This window comes from Bradyrhizobium sp. GW821-FHT13H06 (assembly GCF_058803975.1).
The window spans coordinates 179,981-206,259 of the sequence record NZ_JBXAPN010000007.1 but is presented as its reverse complement, the minus strand read 5'-3'; the positions used below and the strand labels follow the sequence as shown (position 1 = coordinate 206,259).

Here is a 26,279-nt window from a genome sequence, read left to right as displayed (position 1 = left end):
GAACATCACTCCATCACCAGCGCCACCCGCCCGATCGCCTTGCGATCGAGCAACAGCCGCATCGCCTTCGCGTAATCCTCCAGCGGCAGGCGGTGCGAGACGTTGGGGCGCAGCCTGCCCTCCTCCGCCCATTGCAGCAGCGCCTTCAGGCGCGCTTCGCCAAGCGCAGGATTTTTCCGCACCGCTTCGCCGGCGCGCACGCCAATGACGCTGGCGCCCTTGATCAGCAGGAGATTGGTCCTGGCCGAACCGATGCCGCCGGTGAAGCCGATCACCAGCAGCCGGGCGCCCCAAGCGATGCAGCGCATGGAATCTTCAAAGACCTGGCCGCCGACCGGATCGAACACGACGTCCGCGCCGCGGCCGTCGGTGATCCGCTTGACCGCGTCGCGAAACGATTCTTGATCGTAGCGCACGAGATGATCGGCGCCGCGCGATTTCGCAATCGCAAGCTTCTCGTCGCTCGAGGCTGTCGCGATCACGATCGCGCCCAGCATCTTGCCGATCTCGACGGCGGCAAGACCGACACCGCCGCCGGCGCCATGCACCAGCAGCACCTCACCCGGCTCGACCCGGCCGCGGTCGATCAGCGCGTGATAGGCCGTGCCGTGGCCGGCGAGATAAGTCGCGGCCTCGGCATAGTCGAACGTCGACGGCATCGGCGTGAGTTGGGCCGGCGTCACCACCACCTCATCAGCGAAGGCTCCATGGCGCATCTTGACGATGACCTTGTCGTCGACCGAAACGCCCCTTGCCTCCGGTCCTACCTCGGTGACATCGCCGGCAGCTTCCATCCCGGGCGTGAACGGCAGCTCAGGCTTGAGCTGATAGTCGCCGGCCGCCATCAGCACGTCAGGAAAATTCAGCCCGGCGGCGCGGATCGCGACGCGCACCTCGCCCGGCTTCAGGGCGCGGGGCGGAAACTCCTCCAGCCGCAACGTCTCGGGCGCACCGAGCGCGCGGCATACGACAGCGCGTACCATCAGGCCGCGCTCGCCTTGCTGCGCAGCAATGCTTCGCGGATCAACGGCAGGCGATCGTTGCCGAAGTACATGTCGGTCTTGTTCACGAAGATCGTCGGCGAGCCGAAGCCGCCACGGGCGACGACCTCCTCGGTATTGGCCTTGAGCTGATCCTTGATCCCCTGCTCCGAAATGCCGGCAAGGAATTTCTGCTCGTCGATCCCGATTTTCCTGCAGATCCCGGCGAGCACCGCATCCTGCGAAATATCCTTGTCCTCGCCCCAATAGGCCTCGAACACGGCCGTCGCAAACGGCACGACGTCTTTGCCGCGCCAGATGCAGCCGCGCATCGCCTTGACGCTGTTCACGGGGAACACCGTCGGCGGCATCTTGATCGCAAGCCCCGCCGAGCGCGCCCAGTCCTGAAGATCCTTCGTCATGTAGCGCGCCTTCAGCGGCACCGGCTTTTCGCGCTGGGCGTAGACGCTCGGGTTGACCGTGTTGAAGATGCCGCCGACCAGGATTGGCCGCCAGACGATCTCGGCGCCTAGTCCCTTGGCCAGCGGCTGGATGTTGTGGAAGGCGAGATAGGTCCAGGGGCTGGAACAGTCGAAGAAGAATTCGATCATGGCGTTTCCTTTGCTGACGGACCTCATCCTGAGGAGGCCGCGGAGCGGCCGTCTCGAAGGATGGCCACCCGCGATAGTCGGGCCTTCATGGTTCGAGACGCGCCTGCGGCGCTCCTCACCATGAGGAACGGGCACTACGTCTTTCCTAACAGCTCCTTCGCACGCTGGCCGAACATGATCTTGCGTGATTCCTCGTCGAACGGCTCTTTCACGAACTTGCCGATCGCGAGCCCGGACTGCACCTGCGGCCTCGCACGAACCTCGGCATACCAGCGTTTCACGTTCGGATAGTCGTCGAGCGTAAAGCCTTGCGCCTTGTGGGTCATGGTCCAGGGAAAGCAGGCGATATCGGCGATGGAATAGTCGCCGGCGACAAAGGCTCCGGTCTTGCCGAGCTGGCGATCGAGCACGCCGTAGAGCCGCGCTGCCTCGTCGCGATAGCGCTCGATCGCATAGGGGATCTTCTCCGCCGCGTAGAGCGCAAAATGTCCATGCTGGCCGAGCATCGGTCCGAGCCCGGCCATCTGCCACATCACCCATTGGATCGTGGTCGAGCGCCCGCGCAAGTCCGTCGGCAAGAACCGGCTGGTCTTTTCCGCGAGATAGATCAGGATGGCGCCGGTCTCAAAGGCCGAGAACGGAGGCCCGCCGTCGGCAGGATCATGATCGACGATGGCCGGGATACGGTTATTCGGGGAGATCGCGAGAAATTCGGGGTCGAACTGCTCGCCGGCGCGGATGTTCACGGGCTTCACGCTGTAGGGAAGCCCGAGTTCCTCCAACATGATCGAGATTTTCCAGCCGTTCGGCGTCGGCGCGTAATAGAGATCGATCACGACCCTTCCCCTGGCCTTTCCTTTGGGCCTTCCCTGTCATCGCCGTCGGAATAGAGAGCGACTTTTGTTGTTCTGTACCTCGACGTTAAGTCATGGCAGGAAGAGGCGCAACACAACCTGCCGGGAGGGCCGCCATGCTGTTTCCAACCACGATCGCCGGCTCCTTGCCGAAGCCGGAATGGCTGGCCGAGCCCAACATGCTGTGGGCGCCCTGGAAGTCGCAGGGCGACGAGCTCCTCCGGGCCAAGCGCGATGCGACCTTGATCTGGCTGAAGATCCAGGAGGACGCCGGCATCGACATCGTCACCGAGGGCGAGCAGGCCCGGCAGCATTTCGTCCACGGATTCCTGGAGAAGATCGAAGGCATCGATTTCGCCCACAAGGTCGAGATGGGCATCCGCAAGGACCGCTACAAGGCGATGGTGCCGCAGGTGGTCGCCCCGCTCCGGCTGAGGGGACGCGTCCATGCCTTTGAAGCGCGCGTGGCGCGCACACATACCAGGAAGAAGCTGAAGTTCACCCTGCCCGGCCCAATGACCATCATCGACACCATTGCGGATCGCTACTATGGCGACCGCGTGAAGATGGCCTTTGCCTTCGCCGAGCTGCTCAACGAGGAGGCCAAGGCCTTGCAGGCCGACGGCGTCGATCTCGTGCAGTTCGACGAGCCGGCCTTCAACGTCTACATGGACGAGGTCAACGACTGGGGCATCAAGGCGCTGGAGCGCGCTGCGCAAGGCCTCACCTGCGCCACCGCCGTTCACATCTGCTACGGCTACGGCATCAAGGCCAACACCGACTGGAAGGAAACGCTCGGCAGCCAATGGCGGCAGTACGAGCAGATCTTCCCGGCAATCGACGCGAGCCCGATCCAGCAGGTTGCGATCGAGTGCCGCAATTCGAAGGTGCCGCTCGACCTGCTGGCGCTGCTCAAGACCAAGATCGTGCAGGCCGGCGTGATCGACGTCGCCAGCGACACGGTGGAGACCGCCGAGGACGTCGTGAAGGTGATCGACGCGGTGTCGCAATTCGTGCCCAAGAGCAACATCATCGCCACCACCAATTGCGGCATGGCACCGATGCGGCGGGAGATCGCCGAGGCCAAGCTGATGGCGCTCGGCGCCGGCGCCGCGCTGGCGCGCGAGAAGCTTGCGTGAGAAGCCAGGCTGACGTCGCCGACCTAAAGCGCGATGCGATTAGCGTCATCGCGCTTCAGGTTGTTGTTTAAGCATGATCTTTTCGGAAAACCGCTGCGCACTTTTCCGGATCAGGCTTTCGCGCGAGGGCATGGACTCAACAGCGCGGAGCCACAGCCTAACTTCGCGACAGCAACGTCCCGGCACCCGTCGTCGGCCCGGCCGTTCTGATGACGTCGTGCGGGTGATCACCCTTGCAAGCATGCTCGTCGAGCGACTCCAGCCCGAGCAGATATCGGCCGTGCTCGTGCATGTTGTTCGTCATGTATCTGTCAATACGGCTGAGAAAGTTCAGCATTTGACTCTCCTCGATGCTGCACGAGAAGATAAGTTGCCGGGTGTAGCCGATCGATGGGACCGCCGGGACAATGATATAAAGAGAGTATAGTCGTCGCCGAAACGGCTGCCCGAACGAGTAAGAAAATGTCGACCACGCCTCATGGTCCGCAATAAGAGATCATGGGGAGTGGTGCCGCCTCGTCCGTGACAGCGTCGAGTGCGCGGCCTAGCTGAGCGCCGTCGGATGCAGCGTGGGCCGGTAGCCGGCGTCTAGCGCCCGAAGCGTTGACGGTGGCGTCAGGAGCTTTGCGTCATCGAGCTGACGCTCAACGCTGGCATAGCCTGCCGGCGACCACAGCAGCACCCTGCCCTGCACCACCAGAAAGCTCTCTTCGCCCTGGTGCACCATCGCGCCGTCCGGCAAGTCCGGCCACGGCATCGGGAGCGGATGCAACCGCTTGCGGCCGCGATGGAGACGCTCGCGATGCAGCGCGGCATCCATCGTCTTCGCGCTGATGCCGCTTGCACCATTGCCCGCTTCCCACGCGGCGCGGAATCGCATGGCATCGTCCCGGCGGCAGAAGAAGCAGGGACGATGGCCCGCGGCAAAGGCGGTGGCCTCGTCCAGGAAGAACAGCTCGGTCCAGCTCCGCCGTGCCATCACCGGCCGCCGCCAGCCACGGAATTCGCACAGGCAGGTGATCCACGCCGGCGACGACCAGCGCTTCTTCAGAAGCGTCTTCGTCGCGGGATCGTGGATGATGCCGCGATTGCCTGTGAACAGGCCGCGATGCGGGGTGGCGATGATGTCACCGGTCGGGGTGACACGGTTCTGAAGGGGGCGAGTAGCGAATGGCGAATTGCGAGTGGAGGAGCTGCTACTTGCCATTCGCTACTCGCCACTCGCTCTGGTCACGCCGCCCCGTCGCGAAGCGGCGGGTGATAGGACAACGCGGTATCCCAGGGGAAGAAGATCCAGGTGTCCTGCGACACTTCCGTGATGAAAGTGTCGACCAGCGGGCGTCCCATCGGCTTGGCGTAGACGGTGGCGAAATGGGCCTCCGGCAGCATCTCGCGCACCAGCTTGCCGGTCTTGCCGGTGTCGACGAGATCATCAACGATCAGGAGACCCCTGCCGGTGCCGCCGCCGAGCTTCATAACTTCGTCCGAGATGCCCTTGAGCACCTTCAGCTCGCCCTGCTTGGTGTGGTCGTAGCTGGCGATGCAGACGGTATCGATGACGCGCACGCCGAGCTCGCGTGCCACGATCGCCGCCGGCACCAGGCCGCCGCGTGTGATCGCAATCACCGCATGGAACGGGCCGACTTCGTTCAGTCGCCAGGTCAGCGCCCGGCAATCCCGGTGGAACTGGTCCCACGAAACCGGAAAAGGCCTGCCTGCGCGCTCCTGCGCGCTCAGTTCCGGTGCTTCACCCATCGTCGTCTCCATTCGTCTCGATCGTCTTCTGCTAGCGGGTGATGTTCAGCCCCGCCAGCATTTCCTTCACCGCCGCCATCGCCGCGGCGAGCTTCTCCGGATCGCGCGAGCGCACCACCAGATTGGTGTTCGGCTTCTGCTCCTCGTCCATGAAGGGATAGCTGCCGATGATGGTGTCGGGATGGGCTGCGGCGATCGCCCGCAACGGACCGCCGATGTCGCCCTCGCGCGCGTTGGCGCGGACCGATTCGGAGAGCATGCGCACGCCCGATTTCAGCTTGGGCGAGACGATATCCATCATCGCCTGCATGATCGACGGCACGCCGGCCATGACGATGACGTTGCCGATCTTGAAGCCGGGAGCGAGGATGGTCGCGCTCTGGATCAGCTCGGCACCGTCGGGGATGCGGGCCATGCGCAGGCGGGCCTCGTTGAGGTCCTGCTCGCTCCAGCGCTCGCGGAAGCGGGCGACGACCTCCGGATGGTGGTCGATACCGACGCCGAACGCCTTGGCGACGGCATCGGCGGTGATGTCGTCATGCGTCGGTCCGATGCCACCCGTGGTGAAGACGTAGCTGTAGCGATGCCGCAGCGCGTCCAGGGCGGCGATGATGTCGGCCTCGTCGTCGGAAACGATCCGGACCTCTTTCAGGTCGATGCCGATATTGGTCAAGTATTCCGCGATGAAGCCGATATTCTTGTCCTTGGTCCGGCCGGACAGGATTTCGTCCCCAATGACCAGGATGCCCGCCGTGACGATGTCGCTCATGCCTTAAGTCCCTCACCTGTGACGCCGACTTTGCCGAGGTAACGCGTTGAAGTCACGTGGTTTTGCTTCTGAAATAAGCAGTCCTCAGCCATTTTTTCAGGCAAGCCCGCGGCCGTCGCCGGCAAATGCCCCTCCTCCATGCTTATCGCGCTGGCCCGGCCCTTGCTACCTCCTAGGGAAGTCATGCACTCTCACGGCATGGCCAGGGAGAACAGTCGGATTCTATGGCAGTCGCGTTTGACGAAATGAATATTGCCGGCGGAGACCTTCGCCCCGCCTATCGGGAGCTGGCGCGCTGGCTCAAGGAAACGCCCCCCGAAGCCCTCGAATATCGGCGCCAGGAGGCTGAGCTCCTGTTCCGCCGGATCGGCATCACCTTCGCGGTCTACGGCGATTCCGAGTCCACCGAGCGCCTGATCCCCTTCGACGTGATCCCGCGGATCATGTCCGGCAAGGAATGGGCGCTGCTGGAGAAGGGCCTGAAGCAGCGCGTGCGCGCGCTCAACATGTTCCTGCGGGACATCTATCACGGCCGCGACATCCTCCGCGCCGAGATCGTGCCCGGCGATCTGATCTTCCAGAACCCGGTGTTCCGTCCCGAGATGAACGGCCAGCAGGTGCCGCACGACGTCTACGTGCACATCGCCGGCATCGACATCGTCCGGGTCGACGCCGAGGACTTCATCGTGCTGGAGGACAACGCCCGCACGCCGTCGGGCGTATCCTACATGCTGGAAAACCGCGAGATCATGATGCGGCTGTTTCCGGACCTGTTCGCCCGCCACAAGGTCGCGCCGGTCGAGCGCTACCCGGACGAGCTGCTCTCAGCCCTGCGCTCGGTCGCGCCGCTAAGCGCCTCCAGCGAGCCGACCGTCGCCCTGCTCACGCCCGGCGTCTACAACTCGGCCTATTACGAGCACTCGTTCCTCGCAGACAAGCTCGGCATCGAGCTAGTCGAAGGCCGTGACCTCATCGTCAAGAACAACGAAGTGTTCATGCGGACGACGGAAGGGCTGAAGCGGGTCGACGTGATCTACCGCCGTGTCGACGACGATTTCCTCGATCCCCTCACCTTCCGTCCCGACTCCGTGCTCGGTGTGCCCGGCCTGATGTCGGCCTACGCGGCCGGCAACATCACGCTCGCCAACGCCGTCGGCACCGGCATCGCCGACGACAAGGCGATCTACTCCTACATGCCCGACATCGTGAAGTTCTATCTCGGCGAGGAGCCGATCCTGAAGAACGTGCCGACCTGGCGCTGCCGCGAGCCGAAGGACCTCGCCTATGTGCTGGACAATCTGAGCGAGCTCGTCGTCAAGGAAGTGCACGGCTCCGGCGGCTACGGCATGCTGATCGGCCCCGCCGCCACGAAGGCCACGATCGAAGCCTTCCGCGACAAGCTCAAGCGCGAGCCGGAAGGTTTCATCGCGCAGCCGACGCTGGCGCTATCGACCTGCCCGACCTGCACCGCATCCGGCCTCGCGCCGCGCCATGTCGACTTGCGCCCCTTCGTGCTGACGGGCAGCAAGAGCACCACGATCGTGCCGGGCGGGCTTACACGGGTCGCGCTCAAGGAAGGGTCCCTGGTGGTGAATTCAAGCCAGGGCGGCGGCACCAAAGACACCTGGATCCTGGACGAGTAGAGAGATGCTGTCGCGTACCGCCGAAAACCTCTACTGGCTCGCCCGCTACGTCGAACGGGCCGAATATCTCGCGCGCACCATCGATGCGACGCTGCGCGTCACCGCGCTTCCCGCCGCCTATATCGGCAAGACCAATGAATGGGATTCGGCGCTGCTCACCGCCGGGGTCGCCGCCAGCTTCTATCAGACCTACGAGGAGGCCAACGAGCACAACGTCGTCGAGTATCTCTCGTTCTCGCCGAACAATCCGTCCTCGATCAGGAACTGCATCGAGGCGGCGCGGCTCAACTCGCGCTCGGTGCGCACCGCGCTCACCAGCGAGATGTGGGACACCATCAACTCGGCCTGGATCGAGCTTCAGGCGGTGTGGAGCAAGGGCGCCTCGACGCGCGAGGACCTCGCCAAGTTCCTCCGCTTCGTGCAGGAGACCTCGCTGCGCTTCGACGGCTCGGCCTACCGGACCATGCTGCGCAACGACGCCTACTGGTTCTCGCGCATGGGCGTGCATCTGGAGCGCGCCGACAACACCGCGCGCATTCTCGACGTGAAGTACCACGTGCTGTTGCCCGAGGAGGAGCATGTCGGCGGCCCGCTCGACTTCTATCAATGGAGCTCGATCCTGCGCTCGGTCTCGGCGCTGACGGCCTATCACTGGGTCTATCGCGAGACGCTGAAGCCGTGGCTGATCGCGGATCTGCTCATCCTCAACGACACGCTGCCGCGCTCGCTCGCCAGCTGCTACGGCAACCTCGTGCGCAACCTCGACCAGATCGGCGTCGCCTATGGCCGCCAGGGCCCGGCCCAGCGCCACGCCCGCGGCATCCGTAACCGGCTGGAACACAGCAATATGAACGACATTTTCCAGCATGGCGTGCATGAATTCATTCAGGAATTCATCACGGACAATTCCAGGCTGGGCGAAATCATCACGAAGCAGTATTTGATCTAGCCGAGACTGAAACCTTCACCTTTCGTCATTCCGGGGCGATGCGAAGCATCGAACCCGGAATCTCGAGATTCCGGGTCTGGCGCTTCGCGCCATCCCGGAATGACGGATCAAAACACCATGCGCCTGCGAATCCAGCACATCACGACCTATCGCTACGAGCCGCCGGCCACCAGCGTGATCCAGATCCTGCGCATGACGCCTGGCAGTCATGACGGGCAATACGTCGCGGAATGGCAGATCGACGTCTCCACCGACACCAAGCTCGACATGCATGAGGACGCGTTCGGCAACGTCACCCACGTGCTGTCCTGCGGACCTGTCGGCGACATCCAGATCACGGCAGAAGGGCTGATCGAGACTCACGATACCGGCGGCGTGCTGCGCGGCACGGACGAGCGTTTCCCGGCCGGGATGTTCCTGCGCTCCACCGACCTCACCTCCGTCAATCCGGCGATGACGGCGGTTGCGCGCCAGTTGCGCAGCGAGGCCGAGAGCGACACGCTGGGCTTCCTGCACGCGCTGATGTCGCAGATTGCCGATCACATGACGTTCGACGAAGACCCCACCAACAGTGGCACGTCCGCGGTGGAGGCGTTCGCGCTCAAGCGCGGAGTCTGCCAGGATTACGCGCACATCTTCATCGCCTGCGCCCGCGCCGGCGGCGTGCCGGCGCGCTTCGTCTCCGGGCACTTTCTGCGATCGGACGACACGGCGCATCAGGAGGCCGGCCATGCCTGGGCGGAGGCCTACGTGCCCGATCTCGGCTGGGTCGGCTTCGATCCCGCCAACAGCATCTGCGCCACCGACGCCCATGTGCGCGTTGCGATCGGGCTCGACTATCTCGGCGCGGCCCCGGTGCGTGGCACGCGCTATGGCGGCGGCACGGAAACGCTGGCGGTGGCCGTGAAGGTCGAGCAGACCAGCCGCAGCGGGCAGTCGCAATCGCAGTCCCAGCGGCAGAGCTAGGTGCTACCGGACGAGCGCATGCGCCGTGCTACAATCGCGGGATCAGACCAGACCAGCGAGGTAGCCCATGGCGACTGTAAAACTGCTTTCGGATGACGAACTCTCCGCCGACGCGCGCGCCGTCTTCGACGACATCCGGATGGTGCGGAAGTCGGATTTCGTCAACAATTTCTGGCGGGCGCTGGCGCATGATCCGAAGACGCTGCGGCGGACCTGGGAGAGCATCAAGGAAGTGATGGCTCCGGGTGCGCTCGATCCCAAGGTCAAGGAAATGCTTTATGTGGCGGTTTCGATCGCGCATGGCTGCAGCTACTGCATTCATTCGCACACGGCCGCCGCACGGGCCAAGGGCATGACCGAGGCCGAATATGGCGAGCTGCTCGCCATCGTCGGCATGGCCGCGGAGACGAACCGGCTGGTCACGGCGCTCGGCGTGCCCGTCGACGAGGCGTTTCTGGTCGATGCCGCGGATTGAGGCGGGAGCCGAGCGCTGAGCCGTTTGCTCCTTGTCGTTCCGGGGAGCGCGCAGCGTACGCCCCGGAATGACGACCGGAATCGGGGGTTGGAGCGGCTGCCGAAATTGGCTAGTAATTCCGCGCAAACGCGTTCGGGGACTGGAAATGACCTATTGTTGCGGAATCCTGGTTCGGGACGGTCTGGTGATGATCGCCGACACCCGCACCAATGCCGGCCTCGACAACGTCTCGACCTTCCGCAAGCTGCACATCTTCTCCAAGCCCGGCGAGCGCATCATGGCGATCGCCAGCGCCGGCAACCTCGCGATCAGCCAGTCGGTGCTCTCCACCCTGACCGAAGGCCTGGAGGATCCCAACACGGGCGAGATCGAGACGCTGATGAACGCGCCGACCATGTTCCAGGCCGCCCAGCGCATCGGCCGGGCGATCCGGGCGGTGCATGCCACCGAAGGACCGGCGCTGAAATCCGAGGACGTGTCCTTCGACGTCTCCTTCCTGTTCGGCGGCCAGATCAAGGGCGCGCGCATGCGTCTGTTCATGGTCTACACCGCCGGCAATTTCATCGAGTGCACCACCGACACGCCCTACCTGCAGATCGGCGAGCACAAATACGGCAAGCCGGTGCTCGACCGCGCCATGCATTACGACGTCGAGCTCTACGAGGCGCTGAAGACCGGCCTGATCTCGATGGACTCGACCATGCGCTCGAATCTCGGCGTCGGCCTGCCGATCGACGTGCTGGTAGTGCGCACGGACGCCTGCGAAGCCGATCTCAACCACCGTATCGAGGCGGGCGAACCCTATTTCCACGATTTGCGCTCGCGCTGGTCGGCGGCCTTGCGCGCCGCGCACCAGAACATTCCGCGCCCGCCCTACAAGAACGAAAAAGAACCCAAAACCTGACAGCAGAAGAGAAAAGGCAGGAAACGATGAGTGAGGCGAAAAAGATCGCATTGGTGACCGGCGCCGGCACCGGTGTCGGGCGCGCAGCGTCGCTGGCGCTGATGAACACCGGCTTCACCGTGGTGCTCGCAGGGCGCCGGCTCGACATGCTCGAGGAGACGGCGAAGCTCGGCCCCGCCGGAAAGAGCCTCTGCGTCACCGCCGACATGACCAAGCCGGAGCAGATCGCCGCGCTTTTCGACAAGGTCAAGGCAACCTATGGCCGCCTCGACGTGCTGTTCAACAATGCCGGTATGGGCGCGCCGGCCGTGAACTTCGAGGACCTCAGCCTCGAGCAGTGGCAGGCGGTGGTGAACACCAACCTCACCGGCCCGTTCCTGTGCACCCAGCACGCCTTCCGCATCATGAAGGACCAGACCCCGCGCGGCGGCCGCATCATCAACAACGGCTCGATCTCGGCGCATGCGCCGCGGCCGTTCTCGGCCGCCTATACCTCGACCAAGCACGCCATCACGGGCCTGACCAAGGCCAGCAATCTCGACGGCCGCATGTACGACATCGCGGTCGGCCAGGTCGATATCGGCAATGCGGCGACGCCGATGACGGACCGCATGGTCAACGGCCCCGGCGTGCTGCAGCCTGACGGCACCACCAAGCACGAGCCGCGCATGGACGCCAAGGCGGTCGGCGACGCCGTCGCCTACATGGCCAGCCTGCCGCTCGACGCCAACGTGCTGACGATGACGGTGATGGCGACCAAGATGCCGTTCGTCGGGCGGGGCTGACCTAAAACCGCGAAAACAACCCCATGCACAGTAGGGATCTCATTGATTCCGCTGTGCTCTGTCCGCGCCCTTCCTTGCGGGCAGCAATCCGGGGCATCGGTCTCGTGCCAGGACGCTGCGAGGCATGAGCCGGGGCCCATGCCTCCGCGAATCTCGTTCCTGGCCTTCCGGGTCCCGGCTCAGCGCTGCGACGCTGACGCGTTGCGGCTTGTCCGGGACACGAGACCTCCGCCTACTCCAAGCTCTCCACCTGCCGCGGGCTCGGAAACGGGACGCGTTCCGGACCGCCCGGCATTGCCTTTGCAGCGCAGGCGCGGCCATAATCATTGAGGGTTTGGGGACATCATGCTGCGCTTGCAATCGGCATTCGGCATTTTCGCATTGCTGTTGATGGCCTTTGCATTGGCAGAGAACAGGCGCGCCGTGTCGCTGCGACAGGCGGCGATCGGCCTCGCCGCGACCTTCGTCACCGCGGTCGTGCTGCTGAAGCTGCCGGTCGTCGCGCATGCGTTCGGCACCATCAACGACGCGGTCGGCGCGATCTCGGCGGCCTCCCGCGCCGGCTCCGCCTTCGTGTTCGGCTATATCGGCGGCGGCGCCCTGCCATTCGATCTGAAGGTGCCCGGCGCCGATTTCATCCTGGCGTTCCAGGCGCTGCCGATCGTGCTGGTGATGAGCGTGCTGACGACGCTGCTGTTCTATTGGCACGTGCTGCCACCGATCGTGCGCGGCCTGGCCTGGCTGCTCGAGCGCACGCTCGGCGTCGGCGGCGCGGTCGGGCTGTCGACCGCCGCCAATGTCTTCCTCGGCATGGTCGAGGCACCGCTGTTCGTGCGGCCCTATCTGGCACAGATGACCCGCAGCGAGCTGTTCCTGGTGATGACCGGCGGCATGGCGGGCATCGCCGGCACGGTGCTGGTGCTCTATGCGACGCTGCTTGCTCCCCTCATTCCCGACGCCGCCGCGCATTTCGTCATCGCCTCGGTGCTGGGCGCGCCGGCCGCGATCCTCGTCAGCCTGATCATGGTGCCCGAGACCTCCGACAAGCGCACCGGCGGCGCGCTGGAGGATCCGGAAATGAATGTATCCGGCACGATGGATGCGATCGTGAAGGGCACCACTGCCGGCCTCGAATTGTTGCTCAACATCGTCGCCATGCTGCTGGTGCTGGTGGCGCTGGTCTACCTCGTCAACGCCATGCTCGGCCTCCTGCCGAACATTGGCGGCGCCGCGATCTCGCTGCAGCGTCTGCTCGGCCTCGTCATGGCGCCGGTGTGCTGGCTGATGGGATTGCCGTGGGATCAGGCGATCACCGCCGGCAGCCTGATGGGCACCAAGACCGTGCTCAACGAATTGATCGCCTATGTCGACTTTTCGAAGCTGCCGCCCGACGCGCTCGATCCGCGCTCGCGCCTGATCATGCTCTATGCGATGTGCGGCTTCGCCAATTTCGCCAGCCTCGGCATCATGATCGGCGGCCTGGGCGTGATGGCACCGGAACGGCGCGAGGAGATCAACGCGCTGGGGCTGAAGTCGATCGTGTCGGGGACGCTGACGACGTGTCTGATGGGCGCCGTGGTGGGAGTGGTGGCGTAGGTCTCTCCGCCGTCATTGCGAGGAGCCCTTGCGACGAAGCAATCCAGACCGTTCCCGCAGATGCATTTCTGGATTGCTTCGCTTCGCTCGCAATGACGAGTGGACAGAGATGTGTGCGCGTTTCAGACAGCTCCCTACGCCTTCAACTCGACCGTCTTGAACTCCGCCGGCAGGATCACCTCCAGCAATTCCACATCATCGGAATAATCCAGGATCATGTGCCTGATCTTCGGTGGCTGGGTCCAGGCGCTGCCTTGCTTCATCAGGGTCTCGCCCTGCCCGTCCATGTAGGTCTTCACCCAGCCCTTGAGCACGTAGACCATCTGGAATTCGACGTCGTGATAGTGGAGCTTGGACACCTCGGCCGGATTGCAGGGGCCCTGCAAGCGGATCACATGTGCCTGCGCGAGGCCATGGGTCGCGTCGGCGATGCCGAGATCGCGGTACTTGGCATAGGCGCGCAGGCCGTCGGCCTTGAAGTCTTCCTCGCGGTGATGGCTGACGGCGATACGCTGCTTCGGCCGCACGGGCTTCTTTGGAGCGACGGTGCGCGCCTTCGCCTTCACCGCCTTGCGCGCCGGGGATCGCGCCGCTGCCTTGACGCCGCTCCGCTTCTTCACCGCAGTCTTCGTTGCGGGTCTCGATGCCTTTTGCTTGGCCATTGTCTGCCTCCCTGATCCGAGCCGCGCCCGCCCGACGGGGCCAACCCGAAGGCAGATTACCCAGTCTTGGGCGAGGCAGCAATTGCTGGGCCTGGGGCAATGAGTTCGACGAACTCAACCGGCCGTAGCTTGTCCCAGGCTGTCGTGGCGAGCGGCCATCGTCTCGTATTCACTCTCTCGCTGAATTAATCTCGCCCGGGTATCTGGGGGAATTGATTCATGGGCAGCAGCGTCGGTCAGCGTGCATTTCAAAATGCCCGGCTTCAGAAACGGCAGAAGGCCGAAGTGCTGCCATTGCTCGGGCGCGCACTCGAGTTGCACAAGAAGGGACTTCTGTCCGAGGCTCGGGCCGCCTATCGACAACTGCTGCAGATCGCGCCCGATCAATTCATCGCGCTGCATATGCTCGGCATTCTGGAGTCCGATGCCAGGAACTATCAGCAGGCTGAAATTCTACTGAGCCGGGCGGTTGCCGTGGATCCACGATCTGCCGAAGCTCACATGGGCCTGGGCGTCGCGCTCAACGGGCTGAAACGCCACGATGAGGCCCGAGCAAGCTATCGAAAGGCACTCGCCCTAAAGCCCAACTACGCCCTGGCCCTGTCCAATCTCGGCAATGCAAGCGCGGCGCTTGATCTGCACCTCGAAGCGCTCGAGAGCTACGATCGGGCGCTCGCAATGGACGGAAACCTCGCCGAAGCCCACAACGGCCGGGGCTCTGCGCTCTGCCGTCTGCGCAACTATGACGAGGCTCTCACAAGCCTGAATCGCGCGCTCTCGATCAAGCCCGACTATGCCGCAGCACTGGCGAACCGCGCCGTCGCATTGCGGGAGCTTCAGCGATTTGACGAGGCCATGGCGGATTGCAATCGGGCAATTGCCCTGGCACCCGACGACGTGAACGGGTGGCTCTGGCGCGCCAATGTCCTGCTCCAGACCCAGCGAATTGCCCCGGCATTGTCCGATTGCGAGAGGGCTCTCGCGATCGCTCCCGATTCCGCTCAGGCTCATCTGGTGCTGGGCCTTTGTCTTGCCGGACTTGGCCGGGTCGACGAAGCGCTCGTCAGTTTCGACAGAGCCCTTGACATCCAACCTGACCTCCAGAGCGCGATCTCCAGCAAGATATTCACCCTCGATTTCGTGCCGGACGCCAGCGTCGAACAGCATCAGCAAGCGCGGCAAGTGTGGTGGGAGCGGATCGGCGCGAAGATCGCTGCAGAGGTGGCGGCGCCCCATGACAACAGCCGCGATCCGGATCGGCGTCTGGTGCTTGGCTATGTCTCGTCGGATTTCAACGCGCATTCGGCCGCGTTCATCTTCAAGCCCGTGCTACAACACCATGACCGCGCGCAGTTCGAGATCGTGTGCTATTCCTGCTCGTCGAAAGCGGATGCGACGACGAGCGAATTTCAGGGGATCGCCGATCGCTGGCGTGACGCCGCGCAATGGACCGACGATCGCCTCGCCGCTCAGATTCGCGCCGATCGCATCGATATCCTGATCGATCTGTCCGGCCACACCAGAGGAAACCGCCTCGGCGTGTTTGCGCGCAAGCCGGCACCGATCCAGGTGCACGGCTGGGGCCACGGCACCGGCACCGGGCTGCCGACGATCGATTATCTGTTCTCGGACCCGATCGCGATTCCCGTCGCGGTTCGGCATTTGTTTGCGGAGACCGTTCTCGACCTGCCATGCTTCGTGACGCTGGCGCCGCTGCCGGCCGGGATTGCGCGGGCGCAGGCGCCGGCTGTCTCGAACGGTTTCGTCACGTTCGGCGTCTTCAACCGCATCAGCAAGATTTCGGACGAGGCCGCGGAAGTCTGGTCCAGGATTCTCGCGCGGGTCCCTGGCTCGCGACTGCTGATCAAGGATGTTGCGCTGGACGATCATCTGGTTCGCGACAAGCTGCTGGCGCGATTTGCGGCTTGTCGATTGCCGGCCGAACGCATCGATCTGCTCGGAGCCACCTTGCGGAGCGAACATCTGGCATCGTTCAATCGCGTCGATATTGCGCTCGACCCGTTCCCGCAGAACGGCGGCGTCAGCACATTGGAAGCCCTGCAGATGGGGGTGCCCGTGGTGGCGAAGCTCGGGAACAGCCTGCCCAGCCGCGCCGCCGGCGCCATTCTCTCCGCGCTTGGCTTGCCGGACTGGGTCGCAGACAGCGATGAGGCATATGTCGAGATCGCAGTCGGCCGCGCGGCGCGGATCGGCGATCTCGATCGATTGCGCCGCGAACTGCCCGCACAGATCAACGCTGCGGCCGCCGGCAACCCCATCTCATATGCGCAAGCCGTAGACGACGCCTATCGCGCGATGTGGACACGCTACTGCAGCGGCGGCGGCTAATCTCTGCTCACTCAATGCAGCCGGAACACGCCGTCCACGGCGCGCAGCTCGGCCGGCTTGATCAGCTTGGAATGCGCCACCGTGACCGAATGCAGGGGGCCGTCGAGCTTTTCCTGCCAGAACGCCAGGAAATCCTTCAGCGCCGGAAATTTCGGAAACATGTCGTAGTTCTGCCAGACGTAGGTCTGGAGCAGCGACGGATGATCCGGCATCCGATAGAGAATTTGCGCCGTCGTCAGTCCGTAGCCCAGCATCTGTTTCCGGAAATCCTCGGAAACGCCCCCACTCCGCAGTCCCATGCCAAACCTCCTTTGCAGGAGCGCATTCGGGGGGTGGCTTGCTCGGTGCCCCGGGAGCCACCCGGAAACGATGCGCTCACATGAGAGAAATGTGACGCAAACTGACAACCCATCTCAAGCCTAAAAGTTTAACAAGCTGTTGAAATTCAATGCTTTAGCAGCAGATACAGCTCCGTGCTAATACGGGCCCGACGCCGGTTAACGATGGCAAAGAGATTCTGGCAGTCCGTGCTTTCGGGTGCTAATTTTTCTGCTAGAAGGCCTTGCCCCCGCAAAATTCCTGGCTTATGTCAGCCTCGCCTGTGCTAGCACTCGCGGGCAACGACTGCTAACAATCTCAAAATCCTCAACACGTGCAATTGCTTAGGAGGACTGCATGAAATTCCGTCCGCTTCACGACCGCGTCGTGGTCAAGCGCATCGACGCAGAAGAGAAGACCGCTGGCGGCATCATCATTCCCGACACTGCCAAGGAAAAGCCCTCCCAGGGCGAAATCGTCGCCGTTGGCCCGGGTGGCCGTGACGAGTCCGGCAAGCTGATCCCGATCGACCTGAAGGTCGGCGACCGCGTGCTGTTCGGCAAGTGGTCCGGCACCGAGGTCAAGATCGACGGCCAGGACCTGCTGATCATGAAGGAGAGCGACGTGATGGGCGTTCTCGAAGTCAGCGAGTCCAAGAAGAAGGCGGCCTAAGAGCCCCCTCTCCCTCCAGTCAAATCATTCCAAGGAAAAATCCAGATGGCAGCCAAAGAAGTCAAATTCTCGGTTGATGCGCGCGACAAGATGCTGCGCGGCGTCGACATTCTCGCCAACGCGGTGAAGGTCACGCTCGGCCCGAAGGGCCGCAACGTCGTGCTCGACAAGTCGTTCGGCGCTCCCCGCATCACCAAGGACGGCGTCACCGTCGCCAAGGAGATCGAGCTCGAGGACAAGTTCGAGAACATGGGCGCGCAGATGGTGCGCGAAGTCGCCTCCAAGTCCGCTGACGCGGCCGGCGACGGCACCACCACTGCCACCGTGCTGGCCCAGGCGATCGTGCGCGAAGGCGCCAAGTCGGTCGCCGCCGGCATGAACCCGATGGACCTCAAGCGCGGCATCGACCTCGCGGTCGAGGCGGTCGTTGCGGACCTCCAGAAGAACTCCAAGAAGGTCACCTCGAACGACGAGATCGCCCAGGTCGGCACCATCTCGGCCAACGGCGACCAGGAGATCGGCAAGTTCCTCTCCGACGCCATGAAGAAGGTTGGCAACGAGGGTGTCATCACCGTCGAGGAAGCCAAGTCGCTCGAGACCGAGCTTGACGTCGTCGAAGGCATGCAGTTCGACCGCGGCTACATCTCGCCCTACTTCGTCACCAACGCCGACAAGATGCGCGTTGAGATGGACGACGCCTACATCCTCATCAACGAGAAGAAGCTCTCCTCGCTGAACGAGCTGCTGCCGCTGCTCGAGGCCGTGGTGCAGACCGGCAAGCCGCTGGTCATCGTCGCCGAGGACGTCGAAGGCGAAGCCCTCGCGACCCTCGTCGTGAACCGCCTGCGTGGCGGCCTGAAGGTCGCTGCCGTCAAGGCTCCGGGCTTCGGCGATCGCCGCAAGGCCATGCTGCAGGACATCGCGATCCTGACCGGCGGCCAGGCGATCTCGGAAGATCTCGGCATCAAGCTCGAGAACGTCACGCTCAACATGCTCGGTCGCGCCAAGAAGGTGATGATCGACAAGGAGAACACCACGATCGTCAACGGCGCCGGCAAGAAGGCCGACATCGAGGCGCGCGTGGCCCAGATCAAGGCGCAGATCGAGGAGACCACCTCGGACTACGACCGTGAGAAGCTCCAGGAGCGTCTGGCCAAGCTCGCGGGCGGCGTCGCGGTGATCCGCGTCGGCGGCGCGACCGAGGTCGAGGTGAAGGAGCGCAAGGATCGCGTTGATGACGCGATGCATGCGACCCGCGCGGCTGTCGAGGAAGGCATCGTCCCGGGCGGCGGCGTCGCCCTGCTCCGTGCCTCCGAGCAGCTCAAGGGCCTGCGCACCAAGAACGACGACCAGAAGACCGGCGTCGAGATCGTGCGCAAGGCGCTGTCGGCTCCCGCCCGCCAGATCGCGATCAACGCCGGTGAAGACGGCTCGGTGATCGTCGGCAAGATCCTGGAGAACAAGGCCTACAATTACGGCTTCGACTCCCAGACCGGCGAATATGCCGACCTCGTCAAGAAGGGCATCATCGACCCGACCAAGGTGGTTCGCACCGCGATCCAGAACGCAGCCTCGGTTGCCGCGCTCCTGATCACCACGGAAGCCATGGTCGCCGAGCTGCCCAAGAAGGGCGGCGCCGGCCCCGCAATGCCCCCGGGCGGCGGCATGGGCGGCATGGACTTCTGATCCAGCCGTTCAGGCAAAGCCAAGACTACGAAACCCCGGCAGCGATGCCGGGGTTTCTGTTTGGGGCAAACCCTCTCCCTTCGTCATTCCGGGGCGCGCCCTCTTGGGCGCGAGCCCGGAATCCATAACCACGAACCTTGATTGGTTATCCCCGGATGGAAATCAGCCGGTTCGAATCCCGATCCTCGATTACCGAGTCTTCCGATCCCTCCGCCACTTCCTGCACTCTTTCTTACGGGCGACAGGGATAGCGGGCCATTCCATCCGCCTGTGGTTATGGATTCCGGGCTCGGCGCTGCGCGCCGCCCCGGAATGACGGAGCAGCCTCACTCCACCTTTCCCAGCCGCTCGAAGTGCGGCTCGCCGTCCTCGTCGAGCGACCAGATGATCCGCGTCACCTTGCCGATCAGGTTGTCCATAGGCACGAAGCCGAACGTCGACATGCGGCTGTCGGTGGAATTGTCGCGGTTGTCGCCGAGCACGAAGAAGTGGCCCGGCGGCACCGTGAAGACGGCGGTGTTGTCGAGGAAACCGTCGTCGGCGCAGTCGTGGGTGACATAGGACGCGCCGTTCGGCAGCGTCTCGCGCCAGCGCTTGACGGTGGCGCCCTCGTCGACGCCGCAGGTGGAGCCGGCGAGCTTCGTCTCCAGGGCGACGCGCGTCACCGGACGGTCGTTGAGGACGAGCCGGCCCTGCCGCATCTGGATGCGGTCGCCGGGCAGCCCGACCACGCGTTTGACGTAGTCGACCGAATTGTCCTTCGCCGTCCGGAACACGACGATGTCGCCGTATTCCGGATCGGCGGCAAGGACGCGACCCGAGATCCAGGACGGCGCGAACGGGAAGGAATAGCGGCCGTAGCCGTAGGCGTATTTGGCGGCGAAGACGTAGTCGCCGACCACCAGCGCCGGCGTCATCGAACCCGAGGGGATGCTGAACGGCTGGTACAGGACGAAGCGAAACAGGAGCAGCGGCGACCACAGCACCGGGACCATGAGGATCAGGATGAGAATCGCCTTCCATTCCCGCGACTGGGCTGTCGAGGGCCGGATCGTCTGCGAAAGAGTGGTCATGCGCTTGCCCCGGTCAAGTCTCGTCACGAGATTGCGCAACCTTGGCGCGCGCGCAATCCCGGCTCCGCGATCTTTGTCGCACGTCGCGCGGACTGCGTTCAATGCGAAGGCCTTGAACGTCGTCCGGCCTCAGAGCTGCGGGACGTCCTTGAAGCAGTGCCTGACCCAGTCGATCGTCACGCGGGTCGCTGCGTCGCGCTTGAGGTGGTTCTGCACCAGGAGCCAGACGTCGCGCCGTTTCGACAGCAGCGTGGCACGCAGGCTGCGGTCGGCGAGCAACGCGGTGCAGCTGTGCTCCGGCAGCACGCCGATGGCCTGATGCGACTGGATCATGGTCCGGATGATCCGGACATTGTCGGTGACGCAGCGCACGTTCGTCAGCCGCTTCGCGCGCAGGAACTGCGCCTCCGGAATGGTGTCGAGCTCGTCCGGATAGACGCAGGCGATGGGCTCGCCGCCCGAGCGGTCCGCGGGCTCGAAGAAATACAGCCTGACGTCGCCGAGCTTGGAGATGGTGAAGTCGCCCTTCTCCGGCTTGCGCAGGCGGATGGCGAGATCGGCCTGCCAGCGCGAGAACTTGACGTTGCCGCTGGAGGTGAGGAATTGCAGCGTCAGCCCCGGGTGATCGCGCAGGAAGCTGGCCGCATGCGGCGCCAGCAGCTCTTCGGCGACCGCATTGGTCGAGGCGATGCGCAGCCGGCCGACCGGGCCGGATTGAGTGTCCTTGATGCGGTCGATCGCCGCCGCATGCGCCGCCATCGCGCCGACATGTTCGAGCACCGCCTCGCAGTGGCGCGTCGGCCGGCGCTGGCCGTCCACCGCATCGAACAGCGGCACGCCGAGATCGCGCTGGATGCGCGCGAGCCGGCGGCCGACGGAGGTCTCGTCGATGCGCAGCCGCGCACTGGCGCCGGCATAAGTGCCCTCGTCCCTCACCGCGGCAATGATGCGCAGATCGTCCCAGTTCATTCCGCGAGCCTAGCAGGCGATGGCGTATCCTGCAAATTTGCAGCCATATGCCGCAATATTCCTGCACAATGGCAGGTCACGGCTGCGCTAAGGTTACGTCATCCGACATCCTGAGAAAGGCTGACCGCCATGACCGCTCCAAAGACCCTGCTCGAACTTGCCGGCGCCGATCTCGATCCGCCGAAGCTCAAAGAGGCCTGCCTCGTGCTGATCGACCTCCAGAACGAATATTGCGCCGGTCCGCTGGCCCTGCCCGATGCACAGCCGGCGATCGCCGCGGCTGCGCGCCTGCTCGCGCGGGCACGGGAGAGCGGAGCCGCGATCTTCCATGTCGCGCACAAGGGCCGCGCCGGCGGCCTGTTCGACCGCGAGGCCGCGCGCGGCGCGATCGTCGAGCGCCTGACACCGCTCGCGAGCGAGCCCGTGATCGAGAAAGCGCTGCCGAACTCGTTCGCCGGCACCGATCTGCAAGCGCGCCTTGCCGCAACCGGACTCAAGAACATCGTGCTGGCCGGCTTCATGACCCACATGTGCGTCTCCTCGACCGCCCGCGCCGCGCTCGATCTCGGCCTGCGCACGACGATCGCGGCCGACGCCTGCGCCACCCGCGACCTGCCCGACGGCCGCGGCGGCACGCTGGACGCCCGGACGATCCATCAGGTCGCGCTGGCCGAATTGTCGGACCGCTTCGCGATCATCGCGCAAGCCGAAGCACTGACTTGATGGAGCATGCGATGCTGCAGCTCTATTTCTTCCCGATGGCCTGCTCGCTCTCGAGCCGCATCGCGCTGATGGAGGCCGGTATCGAGGCCCAGTATCACCTCGCCCACATCTGGACCAAGCAGGTCGTGGACGACGGCAGCGATTTCCGCGACCTGTCGCCGAAAGGTGCGGTGCCGGTCCTGGTGTTGGAGAACGGCGAGCGGCTGACCGAGAGCGCGGCCGTGCTGCAATACATCGCGGACCTGAAGCCGCAGGCAGGCCTTGCGCCTGACAACGGCGATCCCGATCGCTATCGCCTCCAGGAATGGCTGAGCTTCATCGGCGCCGAGATCCACAAGGCGTTCCTGTTTCCGACCTTCTGGTACAAGGACGACGGCTCGCTCGCCAAGCCGCGCGCAAGGATCATGCAGACCTTGTCGGTGCCATCTGCTCATCTGGCGCAGCGCGAATTCCTCGTCGGCAACGGCTTCACGGTGGCCGATGCGCACCTCACCTGGGCCCTGCTGCTGCTGCGTCCCGCGGGAGTCGACATCGCGCAATGGCCGTCCTTGTCGGCCTATCTCGCGCGCATGCAGGCGCGCCCCGCCGTGCGGGAGGCGATCGCGACCGAGATGGCGCTGCGCAAGACCGTCGCGGCCAGCGCTGCGTGACAGGATGTCGCGGCCGGCGCATCCGATCGCCCCGTCGCGAGGGCATTGATGCCGGCGCGGCATGCACTAATCTGGGAGATATTTTTCAATATTTCCCGGACAGTTTTCATGCGCGCTCTTTCAGGTCTTCACCTGCCCGGATTCTCCCTTGCCCTCCTCGCCTGCTGGCTCGGCCTTGGTCCTGCATCAGCCGAGACGCGGGTCGCGCTCGTCATCGGCAACGGCGCCTATGCCTCGACGGCGCGGCTCCCCAACCCGTCGCACGATGCCGAGGACGTGGCGGCTTCGCTGAGGCGCAGCGGTTTCGAGGTGATCCAAGGCGTCGATTTGCGCCAGGCCGACATGCAGGACCTGACCATCCGCTTCGCGCGCGCGGCGAGCAGAGCCGACGTCGCCCTGTTCTACTACAGCGGCCATGCGATGCAGTACAACGGCGTGAACTATCTGATGCCCGTCGACGCCTCGCTGACCGATGAAGCGGACCTCAAGCGTTTCGTCCGGGTCGACGACATCGTGAACGACCTGCAGCAGGCCAAGAACCTGCGCATCCTGGTGCTCGATTCCTGCCGCGACAATCCACTGGCAGAAACGCTCAAACGCTCCGCCGGCACGACGCGGGCCGCCTCGATCGGACGCGGTCTGTCGAAGGTCGAGGCGCCGCGCGGCACCATCGTGTCGTTCTCGACGCAATCAGGCCAGGTCGCCGCCGACGGCATTGGCCGCAACAGCCCCTACACGACGGCGTTCCTGAAGCACATCGAGGAGCCGCAGGAGATCGGCGACGTCTTTCGCGACATCAGCAGCGACGTCTATGATGCCAGCGGCAAGACCCAGCTGCCGGAGCTGTCACTGTCGATCATCGGCAAGTTCTATCTGAACGGTCCGGTCGCGGTCACAGTCGCCCCCGCGGCGGCGCAAGCCGCGCCGCGGCCCGACCCTTGCGCGGCCGCGGAGGCCCATTGGAAGGCAGCGGACGGCATCGGCACCGTCAGCGTCTTCGAGGATCATCTGGCGCGATTTTCGAGTTGCAGCTTCGCCGGCCTCGCCAAGGCGCGGATCGACAGCCTGAAGCAGAAGGTGGCGGTAGCACCGAGCGGCAATGCCAGAACCACCAGCAGCAATGATTTCGACGGCCACTGGGACGTGACCCTGAACTGCCCGCCCACCGGCAAAGCGCAGGGTTTCACCAGGCCCCTGGTCGCCACCGTCACCAACGGTGTGTTTCACGCCGAGGCTCAGGGCAAGGACGTCAACCGCCTGGAGATGGACGGCCAGATCCCGGCCGACGGCAAGACGACGCTGAGCGCGCGCGGAACGACCGGAGCAAGCGCGTACACGCTCAACAACCTCGCGCCGGGCTCGCCCTACGCCTTCACGGTCGATGCGCAGTTCGATCGCACCCGCGGCAGCGGCAAGCGCAACGAGGCGCGCCCCTGCAATCTTGTCTTCGTCAAGCGCTGATCGTGCAGAAAGCGGTGAGGCGCGCTGCGCCTCACTCCACCCGCGCCAGCACCGCGAGCTTGCGGATGCCCTTGTTGCGGTAGGCGTCGAGGAACGCGTAATAGTCCTTGAACGACACGCAGCCGTTGGAGTCGCCGTTCGGCCCGAGCATGAAAGTGTGCGCGAGCAGGCCGTCGCGGCCGTGGATCGCGCTCTCGCCGCCGATCGGGGTCAGGCGCAGCGCCGGCACGCCGTGGAACAGCGCCTCGCGCGGCTTCAGCGTGTAGATGTGCGGCGGCGTCACGCCGCGCATGCGGATCTTCGAGGAGCGCGGATCGTCGAGATTGGAGCCGAGGCCCGAATGCGCCTCGAGCTTGGTGCCGTCGGGCAGATACACCGCCTTGGCGGTGATGTCGTACACCGCGGTGTCGCGCTCATAGGGCGGCGCGCCGCCGAACATCGGATTCTGCTCCTTCGGCGCGATGGACGCGGTCACGCTGGCATCCGCCGAGGCGTAGGCGAGCAGCCCGCCGGACGGCTCGCGCTTGCCCCAGAGCTTTTCCACCATCGACTGGCGCGGTCCGGTGATCGACATCACCGCGGCCTTGGCGCGATCGGCGAACGACTTCGGCTGCGCCTCGGGCGCCGGCACGATCTGGGCCGGATCGGCCGAGGCCAGCTGCATCTGGGCATCCGGCGCCCGCCTGGTCTTGTCAGCGGTCTTGTCAGCCGTCTTGGCCGCCGGCTTCAGCGCGTCGGCGACCCTCGCGACCACGCTCTGCTTCGGGGCGTCCTTCGACGTCTCCTTGGCCAGCGCAACCTGGGTCGGGGGCACTGCGCTCGCCGCATTCGACGGCACGCCCTGCGTCGCGGCCGCGGCAAAGCGCTCGTTGAACATCTCGCGCGAGATCGGGGCTGCGACCTGGAGCCGGTCGGGCAGCAGCGCGAAGGTTTCCCTGATGGCCTCGCCGGCCTCGCGCAGCACGACCTTGGGCGCGCGCCTGACCACCGGATCGTCGTAGCCGATGCTGCCGACGGTGGGGTAGACGCTCGCGCCGAGAATGTTGCTGTAGATGATCCAGCCGGCGCCCATCAGGACGCAGCCGACCGCCGCGGTGCCCAGCCAATTGGCCGTGGTCATTTTCCGGGAAGGCTTCCGAAGAGAATTCTTGCCAGGATTTTTGGACTTCCGTGCCGCGATACTTTGCGCAGCGATACTCGTACTCATTCGCCTTGCGTCCAGGACGGTGTCACTCGGTCCCCCTTCAAAGTGCCGCTGGTCACGATCCGGGAACAGCATCTCGCAGAGGGTCGGAGCGTCATTAAGGCGACTTTTAGTTAAATGCAGATTAAGTTCGGGCGGATATGGGGCAACGCGTCAACGCTGTCCCGTTTTGAGAAAAAAGCCCGCAGAATTACGGACTTAGTCGCATCTGTTAACCATGTTTCTCGACCGGTTTACGTCAGGTCTTCGACGCTTGCGGCCGCACCCACGAGACACCCAACAACGTCATTTTCGTGGTCGCCAACCGGCCCTGACCGTAGCGCGGAAGCGTTGCGCGAGGCTGGTGGGCCCGGCGTCCATCGGCCCTGCGCCCTCACGCGGCACGGCGCCGTGACCGAAAGTTGATCACGTCGGTTCTGGTAATCGCCGCCGCGAGAAAGTAGCTCCTACCTCGGCACTTTTCAGCAGCCTCTGCGCGTCATACGGTACCGTATCGATTTGCCCTGAACTGTGCCGTGCACGCAAACGGAGGCTGGCATGAGAGGGATCGCGCGCTCAGGGGTTTTCGCCCTGGCGGGGTTGTTTCTGTTGATTGGATCTGCGACTGCGCAGCCTGGTGCCAATTTGGGCTGTACGGCATCGCCGTCGGCTGCCGGGACGCAGACCTGGCGCTGCGACAACGGCATCACCATCGTTGCGGAAAATGGCGCCAGATTTGAACTTAAGGACGCCAACCGCGACGGACATATAGACTCCGTGGAGTTGAGCAGCAAAGCCCTGCTGGTCGAGGTGCCCCGGAAGCTGCGGGGCAATCCGTTCAAGGTGCTGACGCCGCAAGCGATCGCCGCGGTGCGCGGCACGAAATGGGCGGTCGATGTCGCTGACGCCAAGACCTCCGTGTTCGTCGCAGACGGCCGGGTCGGCGTGACCCGAAGGGCTCGTGGACGCGGCGTCGTGCTTGGACCCGGCGAAGGCGTCGATGTCGAGGCAACCGGCCCGTTGACCGTCAAGACCTGGGGCCAGCCGCGCGTCGACGCGCTCATGGCAAGACTCGGACAATAAGACCGGGTCAACGACGCTCGCCCA

The 26,279-nt window shown here is 64.5% G+C and carries 27 protein-coding genes; 15 read left to right on the top strand and 12 right to left on the bottom strand.

Annotated features, from left to right (window positions below):
- Positions 1-5: 5 nt before the first annotated feature.
- The 3 genes from AC1RQP_RS27390 to AC1RQP_RS27380 form a co-directional block, all read right to left on the bottom strand.
- On the bottom strand, positions 6-983 hold the full coding sequence (locus tag AC1RQP_RS27390) for an NADPH:quinone oxidoreductase family protein (RefSeq protein WP_492939549.1): 978 nt from the start codon (positions 981-983) through the stop codon (positions 6-8).
- Entirely contained in the window at positions 983-1,591 is a 609-nt protein-coding gene (locus AC1RQP_RS27385; protein ID WP_492939547.1) for a 2-hydroxychromene-2-carboxylate isomerase, read from the bottom strand. Before AC1RQP_RS27385 ends, AC1RQP_RS27390 begins: the two co-directional genes overlap by 1 nt.
- 134 nt (positions 1,592-1,725) lie before the next feature.
- Positions 1,726-2,427: a glutathione S-transferase N-terminal domain-containing protein gene (locus AC1RQP_RS27380; protein WP_492939545.1), complete on the bottom strand. Its 702-nt coding sequence runs from the start codon at positions 2,425-2,427 to the stop codon at positions 1,726-1,728.
- A gap of 134 nt (positions 2,428-2,561) precedes the next feature.
- Between AC1RQP_RS27380 and AC1RQP_RS27375 the strand changes: the two genes are divergently transcribed.
- Entirely contained in the window at positions 2,562-3,584 is a 1,023-nt protein-coding gene (locus tag AC1RQP_RS27375; protein WP_492939543.1) for a methionine synthase, read from the top strand.
- A 157-nt stretch (positions 3,585-3,741) separates the two neighbouring features.
- Here AC1RQP_RS27375 and AC1RQP_RS27370 read toward each other — a convergent pair whose 3' ends face one another.
- The 4 genes from AC1RQP_RS27370 to AC1RQP_RS27355 all read right to left on the bottom strand — a co-directional run bounded on the left by AC1RQP_RS27370 (position 3,742) and on the right by AC1RQP_RS27355 (position 6,108).
- Complete coding sequence (locus AC1RQP_RS27370) at positions 3,742-3,921, bottom strand: hypothetical protein (protein WP_492939541.1); 180 nt, start codon at positions 3,919-3,921, stop codon at positions 3,742-3,744.
- A gap of 207 nt (positions 3,922-4,128) precedes the next feature.
- On the bottom strand, positions 4,129-4,791 hold the full coding sequence (locus AC1RQP_RS27365; protein ID WP_239624843.1) for a hypothetical protein: 663 nt from the start codon (positions 4,789-4,791) through the stop codon (positions 4,129-4,131).
- A gap of 23 nt (positions 4,792-4,814) precedes the next feature.
- Entirely contained in the window at positions 4,815-5,339 is a 525-nt protein-coding gene (gpt, locus tag AC1RQP_RS27360) for a xanthine phosphoribosyltransferase (protein ID WP_028177329.1), read from the bottom strand.
- Positions 5,340-5,370: 31 nt separating this feature from the next.
- The gene (locus tag AC1RQP_RS27355; RefSeq protein ID WP_492939539.1) at positions 5,371-6,108 is read right to left on the bottom strand and encodes a competence/damage-inducible protein A; all 738 of its coding nucleotides are present in this window, start codon (positions 6,106-6,108) and stop codon (positions 5,371-5,373) included.
- Between the two features lie 224 nt (positions 6,109-6,332).
- Between AC1RQP_RS27355 and AC1RQP_RS27350 the strand changes: the two genes are divergently transcribed.
- The 7 genes from AC1RQP_RS27350 to AC1RQP_RS27320 all read left to right on the top strand — a co-directional run bounded on the left by AC1RQP_RS27350 (position 6,333) and on the right by AC1RQP_RS27320 (position 13,426).
- Entirely contained in the window at positions 6,333-7,751 is a 1,419-nt protein-coding gene (locus AC1RQP_RS27350; protein ID WP_492939537.1) for a circularly permuted type 2 ATP-grasp protein, read from the top strand.
- A 4-nt stretch (positions 7,752-7,755) separates the two neighbouring features.
- Complete coding sequence (locus AC1RQP_RS27345) at positions 7,756-8,700, top strand: alpha-E domain-containing protein (RefSeq protein WP_028177332.1); 945 nt, start codon at positions 7,756-7,758, stop codon at positions 8,698-8,700.
- 117 nt (positions 8,701-8,817) lie between these two features.
- The gene (locus AC1RQP_RS27340) at positions 8,818-9,666 is read left to right on the top strand and encodes a transglutaminase family protein (protein WP_492939535.1); all 849 of its coding nucleotides are present in this window, start codon (positions 8,818-8,820) and stop codon (positions 9,664-9,666) included.
- A 67-nt stretch (positions 9,667-9,733) separates the two neighbouring features.
- Complete coding sequence (locus AC1RQP_RS27335; protein ID WP_492939533.1) at positions 9,734-10,141, top strand: carboxymuconolactone decarboxylase family protein; 408 nt, start codon at positions 9,734-9,736, stop codon at positions 10,139-10,141.
- Positions 10,142-10,286: 145 nt separating this feature from the next.
- Complete coding sequence (locus tag AC1RQP_RS27330; RefSeq protein ID WP_035678903.1) at positions 10,287-11,045, top strand: proteasome-type protease; 759 nt, start codon at positions 10,287-10,289, stop codon at positions 11,043-11,045.
- A 26-nt stretch (positions 11,046-11,071) separates the two neighbouring features.
- Positions 11,072-11,830 carry an SDR family oxidoreductase gene (locus AC1RQP_RS27325; protein WP_239624851.1) on the top strand — a complete coding sequence of 253 codons (759 nt, stop codon included), beginning with the start codon at positions 11,072-11,074 and terminating at the stop codon, positions 11,828-11,830.
- Between the two features lie 345 nt (positions 11,831-12,175).
- Positions 12,176-13,426, top strand: coding sequence for a NupC/NupG family nucleoside CNT transporter (locus AC1RQP_RS27320; protein WP_492939531.1), 1,251 nt, complete (start codon positions 12,176-12,178; stop codon positions 13,424-13,426).
- Positions 13,427-13,560: 134 nt separating this feature from the next.
- Here AC1RQP_RS27320 and AC1RQP_RS27315 read toward each other — a convergent pair whose 3' ends face one another.
- Entirely contained in the window at positions 13,561-14,088 is a 528-nt protein-coding gene (locus AC1RQP_RS27315; RefSeq protein ID WP_492939529.1) for a cupin domain-containing protein, read from the bottom strand.
- A 219-nt stretch (positions 14,089-14,307) separates the two neighbouring features.
- On the opposite strand from AC1RQP_RS27315, the gene AC1RQP_RS27310 reads away from it, so the two are divergent.
- Positions 14,308-16,437, top strand: a complete 2,130-nt coding sequence (locus AC1RQP_RS27310; RefSeq protein ID WP_492939527.1) for an O-linked N-acetylglucosamine transferase, SPINDLY family protein — start codon at positions 14,308-14,310, stop codon at positions 16,435-16,437.
- 11 nt (positions 16,438-16,448) lie between these two features.
- Here the strand turns inward: AC1RQP_RS27310 and AC1RQP_RS27305 are convergent, their stop codons facing one another.
- Positions 16,449-16,736 carry an usg protein gene (locus AC1RQP_RS27305; RefSeq protein ID WP_028177340.1) on the bottom strand — a complete coding sequence of 96 codons (288 nt, stop codon included), beginning with the start codon at positions 16,734-16,736 and terminating at the stop codon, positions 16,449-16,451.
- A gap of 376 nt (positions 16,737-17,112) precedes the next feature.
- Here AC1RQP_RS27305 and AC1RQP_RS27300 point away from each other — a divergent pair, with 376 nt between their 5' ends.
- Both AC1RQP_RS27300 and groL read left to right on the top strand, forming a co-directional pair.
- On the top strand, positions 17,113-17,427 hold the full coding sequence (locus AC1RQP_RS27300; RefSeq protein WP_028137285.1) for a co-chaperone GroES: 315 nt from the start codon (positions 17,113-17,115) through the stop codon (positions 17,425-17,427).
- A gap of 45 nt (positions 17,428-17,472) precedes the next feature.
- The gene (groL, locus tag AC1RQP_RS27295; protein ID WP_035696468.1) at positions 17,473-19,113 is read left to right on the top strand and encodes a chaperonin GroEL; all 1,641 of its coding nucleotides are present in this window, start codon (positions 17,473-17,475) and stop codon (positions 19,111-19,113) included.
- A gap of 326 nt (positions 19,114-19,439) precedes the next feature.
- Here groL and lepB read toward each other — a convergent pair whose 3' ends face one another.
- Positions 19,440-20,186: a signal peptidase I gene (lepB, locus tag AC1RQP_RS27290; RefSeq protein WP_239624860.1), complete on the bottom strand. Its 747-nt coding sequence runs from the start codon at positions 20,184-20,186 to the stop codon at positions 19,440-19,442.
- A gap of 129 nt (positions 20,187-20,315) precedes the next feature.
- A complete protein-coding gene (locus tag AC1RQP_RS27285) occupies positions 20,316-21,155 on the bottom strand; it encodes a LysR family transcriptional regulator (RefSeq protein WP_492939524.1) in 840 nt (279 codons plus the stop codon).
- Positions 21,156-21,284: 129 nt separating this feature from the next.
- Here AC1RQP_RS27285 and AC1RQP_RS27280 point away from each other — a divergent pair, with 129 nt between their 5' ends.
- From AC1RQP_RS27280 to AC1RQP_RS27270, 3 genes are all read left to right on the top strand, one after another.
- On the top strand, positions 21,285-21,878 hold the full coding sequence (locus AC1RQP_RS27280) for a cysteine hydrolase family protein (RefSeq protein WP_492939522.1): 594 nt from the start codon (positions 21,285-21,287) through the stop codon (positions 21,876-21,878).
- An 11-nt stretch (positions 21,879-21,889) separates the two neighbouring features.
- Positions 21,890-22,528, top strand: coding sequence for a glutathione binding-like protein (locus AC1RQP_RS27275; RefSeq protein WP_492939520.1), 639 nt, complete (start codon positions 21,890-21,892; stop codon positions 22,526-22,528).
- A 108-nt stretch (positions 22,529-22,636) separates the two neighbouring features.
- The gene (locus tag AC1RQP_RS27270) at positions 22,637-23,989 is read left to right on the top strand and encodes a caspase family protein (RefSeq protein WP_492939518.1); all 1,353 of its coding nucleotides are present in this window, start codon (positions 22,637-22,639) and stop codon (positions 23,987-23,989) included.
- Between the two features lie 31 nt (positions 23,990-24,020).
- On the opposite strand, the gene AC1RQP_RS27265 is transcribed toward AC1RQP_RS27270, so the two are convergent.
- Entirely contained in the window at positions 24,021-25,109 is a 1,089-nt protein-coding gene (locus tag AC1RQP_RS27265; protein ID WP_492939516.1) for a DUF2778 domain-containing protein, read from the bottom strand.
- 621 nt (positions 25,110-25,730) lie between these two features.
- Between AC1RQP_RS27265 and AC1RQP_RS27260 the strand changes: the two genes are divergently transcribed.
- A complete protein-coding gene (locus tag AC1RQP_RS27260) occupies positions 25,731-26,255 on the top strand; it encodes a FecR domain-containing protein (protein WP_239624871.1) in 525 nt (174 codons plus the stop codon).
- The last annotated feature ends 24 nt before the right edge of the window (positions 26,256-26,279 follow it).